Genomic DNA, 6,264 nt, shown 5'->3' with positions numbered 1-6,264 from the left:
CCCCCCCCCCCCCCCCCCCCCCCGGCGCGGCTGCATCGCGATCCGCGGGTTGACCGGCACCACCTCGAAGTTCCGGATCGTGACGCCCACCCGCCCGAAGAGGCTGTCGGGGCCCGAGACGAACACCTTGGCCACGCCCGCGTTCTGCAGCGTCGTCACCACGTCCGGCCAGCGGACCGGCTGCACGAACCCGTCCAGGAGCATCGCGCGGACCTCCGCACCGGTGGTGAGGACGCGGCCGTCCTGGTCGGCGACGACCGGCAGAACCGGGTCGGTGAAGTGCAGCTGGGAGAAGATGTCCTGCTCCACGCGGTCACGCAGCGGGCCGAAGGCGCTCGAGTGCATGGGCGGGCGCATGGTGTAGAGCGGTAGGCCGCCCAGGGCGCGCACCCGTGACTGCAGCCAATCGAGCCGGCCCTCGCGCAGCGACAGCATGAAGAAGTCGTGGTCGACGTAGCAGGAGACGTCGTACCACTCGCCCTGCTCGTCGAGCTCGGCGAGGATCTTCGCCAGCTCCCCCTCGCCCGTGCGGGCGAACGAGTGCGTCACGATGTCGCGGTGGGCGACGGCGAAGTAGTCCTCCAGGGCGCGTGCCCAACGGGCGGTCATGTCCACCGCCTCCTCGAACGGCAGCGCGCCGGAGTGGACCGCGGCCGCCTTGCCGCCGAAGCTCGGCCCCACACACAGGGCCGGGCTCATTCCCATCGAATCCGCCGCCCATTCTGCCAGGGCGAGGCAGTTGACCAGAAATGAGACCTGCGCGGGTTCGCTGTAATCTCCCTCGGCCTCCCGGAAGCGGTCCACGAGGGAATAGCCGAGAACATCGTTGGCGATGGAAACGAGATTTCGGGCGCCGGGGTTCACCATCATGAACTTGGCCACGTCCTCGAACGGGCAGGGACCCATTCCCGGAAATATGATGGCGGTGCCGGGCTGCGGAGCACTCTCCATTTCCCTCTCCCCCTCCTTTATGGTGATCGACAGCCTGTCATTCCCGGCCAGTCTGTGCCGAAGGGGTCGCTGCCAGTACCCCTAGCGACCCCTACCGGTACGACCCCTCCCCCGCCTCAACGGGTCAGCGCAGGTCCCGCAGATACTCCGTCATGATCTTGTTGAAGAGTTCCGGCTCCTCCAGGTGCGGAAGGTGACTGGAATTCTCGAGGATCTCCCACCGCACGTCCGGGATGAGGTCCTGGAACGGCTGGACGGTGGCCGGAGTGGCCTCGTCGTGCCGGCCCGAGATGAGCAGTGTCGGCACCTGGATGTCCGGGCAGCAGTCCTCCACCGACCAGTCGCGCAGGGTCCCGATGACGTGGAACTCGGTCGGGCCGTTCATGGTGTAGTACACCGTCGGGTCGTTGTAGACCTCGTAGAACGAGGCCAGGTAGTCCCGCGGCCACGGCTTGAGCAGACACACGTGCCGCTCGTAGAAGACCCGCATGGCCTGGTGGTACTCGTCGTCCTCGGTGGTGCCCGCGGCCTCGTGCCGCCGAAGCGTCTCGTCGACGCCCGGGGGCAGCTCCGCCCGCAGCCGGTCCATCTCCTGCCGCCACAGGCGGTACGAGGCCGGCGAGTTGGCGATGACGAGACCGCGGAGCCCGGCGGGCCGGGCGGCCGCGTGCCGGGCGACCAGCATGCCGCCCCAGGACTGCCCGTACAGGACGTAGTTGTCGGCTATGCCCAGCCGCTGGAGCAGATTGTCGAGCTCGGCCAGGAACAGCTCCACCGTCCAGAAGTCCGCGCCGCGGTCCGGCAGATGGGTGGAGCCCCCGTTGCCCAGCTGGTCGTAGTGGACGACCGGCCAGCCCGCCTCGGCGAGCGCGGTCAGGCTCAGCAGGTAGTCGTGTGTGCTGCCGGGGCCGCCGTGCACGACGACGATCGGCGGCCGCCCGGAGGACAGGTCCCCCGTGACGCGGTACCAGGTCTCGTACTCCCCGAAGGGGACCGTCCCCTTGGTGGTGGGTGCCAGAGTCACTTGTGTCGCCTCAATCCGTTCAGTTCACCGAAGTCAGCCAGTCGGAGATCAGTGCGGCCGTGTCGGCCGCCCGCTCCTCGATGATCGTGAAGTGGTTCGCCCGCGCCTCGACGACGTGGTGGCCGGGGTGCCAGGGCTGCGCCCGCCAGGAGGTGTCGTCCGACGTGTCTCCGGCCGGCGCTTCGAAGGGTTCGGTGGCCTGCGCCAGGAGAACCGGTGCCTCGATGCGTCCCGGTACGACATCCGACAGGACCCTGCCCCAGCCCGCCATGGCGGACAGCCGCGCGTCGTCGAAGCCGCCGAACGCCGACTCCTTGGCGAGCAGACCGTGCGCCAGGGCGTCCAGCGACACGCCCGCCGCCCCGGAGTCCATACGGTAGCTGTCCAGCAGGACCACCCCGGCGGCGGTGACGCCGAGTTCGCTCTCCAGGTACGCGGCGGTCGCATGGGCCAGCGTGCCGCCCGAGGAGTAGCCGACCAGCACGAACGGCTCGCCCTCGGCCGCTGCCAGCACTCCGTGCGCCACGGCCTCGACAGCGGCCCGCACGGTGCCCGGCAGCGGCTCACCGGCCACGAAGCCCGGCAGCGGAACCACCGATACGTGCCGGTCGCCGCGGAACGCGGCCGCCAGCCGGGCGTACTGGGCCGGGCCACCGGTCGCCATCGGGGTGCTGACGCAGATCAGCCGCGGCGTGCCCGCTCCGTCGGCCAGCCGTACCGGGGCTGCGGGCCGGTCCAGCTCCGCCGCCGAACCGAACGTCGGACGGATGTCCGCGAAGGTGCGCAGCAGATCGAAGCCCTTGTCCATCCGCCCGGCCTCGGCCGCCGCGCGCAGCAGTGTGCTCAGCGCCCCCGTTCCGCCGCCGGCCGGCTGCTCCCGCCCGGGCCGTCCGCCCGCGCCGGCCGCGTCCGGCCCCGCCGCGAGTTCGGCGAGCAGGTGCCGGGCGAGCTGCGCCGGCGTCTTGTTGTCGAACACGGCGGTCGGGGAGAGCCGCAGGCCGGTCGCCTGGTTGAGGCCGTTGCGAAGCTCCAGTGACGTCAGCGAGTCGAAGCCCGACTCCAGGAAGTCCCGCTCCGGGTCGACCGCGTCGGCGCCGCTGTGGCCCAGGACGTCCGCCGCCTGCTCCAGCACGACGCGCAGCAGCAGCGTCTCCCGCGCCTTCTCGTCCAGCCCGGCGAGCCGGTCGTGCACGGACACCTGTGCCGGGGCGGGCCCGGCCGGGCGGCGCCTGACCGCCGGCACCAGGCCGCGCAGCAGGGGCGGCAGTTCCGCACCCGCCAGGGCCAGGACCGACAGGTCGAGGCCGACCGGCAGCACCACCGGCGACTGGGCCGTGATCGCCGTGTCGAACAACGCGAGACCCCGCTCGACCGAGAGCTCGTCGATCCCGCGCCGGCTCATCCGCTGCCGGTCGTGATCGCTCAGCGTGCCGGCCATGCCCACGTTCCTCGACCAGGCGCCCCAGCCGAGCGAGACGCCCGGGAGACCGTTCGCGCGCCGGTGGGTGGCGAAGGCGTCGAGGAACGCGTTGGCGGCCGAGTAGCCCGCCTGACCCGCGTTGCCGAACACGCCGGCCATGGAGGAGAACAGCACGAAGGCCGTCAGGTCCATGTCCCGGGTCAGCTCGTGGAGGTGGAGCACGGCGTCCGCCTTGGCACGCAGACTCGCCTCGACCTGGGCCGGGGTCAGGCGGCCGATCACACCGTCGTCCAGTACGCCCGCCGCGTGCACCACACCGGTCAGCGGGTGCTCGGCCGCGATGCCCTCCAGCACGGCGGCGAGCTGCTCACGGTCACCCGCGTCGGCCGCGACGGCCCGGACGTCCGCGCCGAGCGCCGTCAACTCCTCCACCAGTCGCGGCACTCCGTCCGCGGCCGCGCCGCGCCGACTCGTCAGCACCAGGTGCCGGACACCATGAGCGGTCACCAGGTGGCGAGCCACCAGCCCGCCGAGCGTGCCCGAGGCGCCGGTGACCAGGACCGTACCGCTCCCGTCGAAACCGGTGGGCAGGACCGGCTCGGCGGGGACCCGGGCCAGTCGCGCCGCGTGCGCGACACCCCCGCGGACCGCCACCTGCGGCTCCCCGGCGGTGACCAGGGCGATCAGCTCCGCGTCCACCGCGGTGCCCTGCTCCAGATCTGCCAGCAGGATCCGGCCGGGGTTCTCCAGCTGCGCCGCGCGCACCAGCCCCCATACGGCCGCCCCCGCCAGGTCCCGCACGTCCTCGCCGCCCCGGGCGACGGCACCCCGCGTGAGCACCAGCAGCCGGGTACCGGCGTACCGGTCGTCGGACAGATACGACTGGATCCGTTCCAGTACGTGGCAGGTGCGGGCGTGCACGGCTTCGGCGTCGTTGCCCGGGGCGCTCGGCAGGAGCAGCAGGTCCGGCAGCGGACCGGCCGTCTCATCGCCCCACTCCGCCCAGGAGGGGGTGCGCTCGGCACCGCCGGCGGCTGCCGGGAGCGGGTGCCACTCGACCTGGTAGAGATCGTCGTGGTGGACCGCGGCCCCCGCCTTGCCGAGTTGCTCCAGCGATACGGGCCGGGAGACCACGGACCCCGCCTCCAGAACCGGGCGTCCGGCGCTGTCGGCCACGGCGAGCGCGATGCCCTCGTCCGTCGGGGTCAGGCGTACGCGCACGGCGGCGGCACCGGCCGCGTGGAGAGCCACGTCGACCCAGGCGAAGGGCAGGACGGCGCCCGAGCCGCCCGGCGCGTCCTCGTGGACCAGCGCGGCGTGCGTGGCCGCGTCCAGCAGAGCCGGGTGCAGACCGAACCGCTCGGCGTCGGCCTGCGCCTCCTCGGGCAGCGTGATCTCGGCGAAGACCTCCTCACCCAGGGTCCAGGCGGCCGTCAGCCCCTGGAACACCGGGCCGTATCCGTAACCCCTGCCGTGCAGCACGGCGTAGGCGTCCGTCACGTCCATGGGCTCGGCGCCCACGGGCGGCCACTGCGCCAGATCGAACTCCGGCCGGCGCGCCTCCCGGGCCAGCACGCCCTGCGCGTGGAGCGTCCACACGGCGTCCGACGCGTCCTGGGCACGGGAGTAGATGCTCAGCGAGCGGCGGCCCGCTTCGTCGGCGGCCGCCACGACCACCTGGATCTGCGTGCTCCTGTGCTCTGGAAGGGCCAGCGGCGCCTGCAGGGTGAGTTCCTCCAGCAGCTCACAGCCGACCTGGTCACCCGCACGCACGGCCAGCTCGACGAAGCCGGTGGCCGGGAAGAGGATCGTCTCCCCCAGCCGGTGGTCGCCCAGCCAGGGCTGCGCGGCCGGCGAGAGCCGCCCCGTCAGGATGCGGCCGCCGTCACCCGGTACTTCGACGACAGCACCCAGCAGCGGGTGCTCGGCGTCGGCGAGGCCCAGGGAGGGCGCGTCTCCGGCCTTGGCGGGCGAGTGGGCCCAGTAGTGCTTGCGCTGGAAGGCGTAGGTGGGCAGGTCGGTGGTGCGGGCGGAGGTGCCCGCGAAGTACGCCCGCCAGTCGACCTTCACCCCCCGGGCATACAGCCGCCCGATGCCCGTGAGCAGCTCCACGACCTCGTCACGGTCACGACGCTGCACCGCTACGAACGCCACCTCATCGACATCACCGTCACCGTCCTCGTTCGCGGTGACGCACTCGGTACCCATCGGCACCAGCGCGGCATCCGGACCCAACTCCACGAACGCCGTCACACCACGACCCGCCAACGTCCCCACCGCATCCGCGAACCGCACCGGCCGGCGCACCTGATCGACCCAGTACTCGGCCGTCGACCACTCCCCTTCCACCGCGAGACCGGTGACCGTGGAAACCGCCGCCACCCGCGCCCGCTCGTAGGTCACAGACTCGGCGACCTCACGGAACTCCTCCAGCATCGGCTCCATCAACGCCGAGTGGAACGCATGCGACACCGCCAGCCGCTTCGTCTTGCACCCCTGAGCGGCCAACTCCTCCGCCACCCGAACGACCTCGGCCTCAACGCCGGAGACCACCACGGACGACGGCCCGTTGACTGCGGCAATACCCACACCATCACGCAAGAGCGGCAGCACGTCCGCCTCGGCGGCCTGCACGGCCACCATCGCACCGCCCTCGGGCAACGCCTGCATCAACCGCCCACGCGCAGCCACCAACGTTGCCGCATCCTCCAGCGACAACACACCTGCCACATGGGCCGCCGCCAGCTCACCGATCGAGTGCCCCGCCACTACATCCGGACGGACACCCCACGACTCCACCAGCCGGAACAACGCCACCTCAACAGCGAACAACCCGGCCTGCGCATACATCGTCCGGTTCAACGCCGCA

Annotated in this window: 3 protein-coding genes; all 3 read right to left on the bottom strand. The window is 72.0% G+C overall.

Annotated elements, in window-relative coordinates; genetic code table 11:
* The coding region (locus tag ACN6LM_RS37300) for an ACP S-malonyltransferase (protein WP_445069865.1) at positions 1-906 on the bottom strand (906 nt) is incomplete at its 3' end.
* A gap of 169 nt (positions 907-1,075) precedes the next feature.
* Positions 1,076-1,975: a proline iminopeptidase-family hydrolase gene (locus tag ACN6LM_RS37295; protein ID WP_445069864.1), complete on the bottom strand. Its 900-nt coding sequence runs from the start codon at positions 1,973-1,975 to the stop codon at positions 1,076-1,078.
* 19 nt (positions 1,976-1,994) lie between these two features.
* Positions 1,995-6,245, bottom strand: coding sequence for an SDR family NAD(P)-dependent oxidoreductase (locus ACN6LM_RS37290; RefSeq protein WP_445069863.1), 4,251 nt, complete (start codon positions 6,243-6,245; stop codon positions 1,995-1,997).
* Between the last annotated feature and the right edge of the window lie 19 nt (positions 6,246-6,264).

The organism is Streptomyces sp. SAS_281, assembly GCF_052542855.1.
The sequence above is the reverse complement of the archived record's forward strand: the minus strand, read 5'-3'. Positions and strand labels throughout refer to the sequence as shown.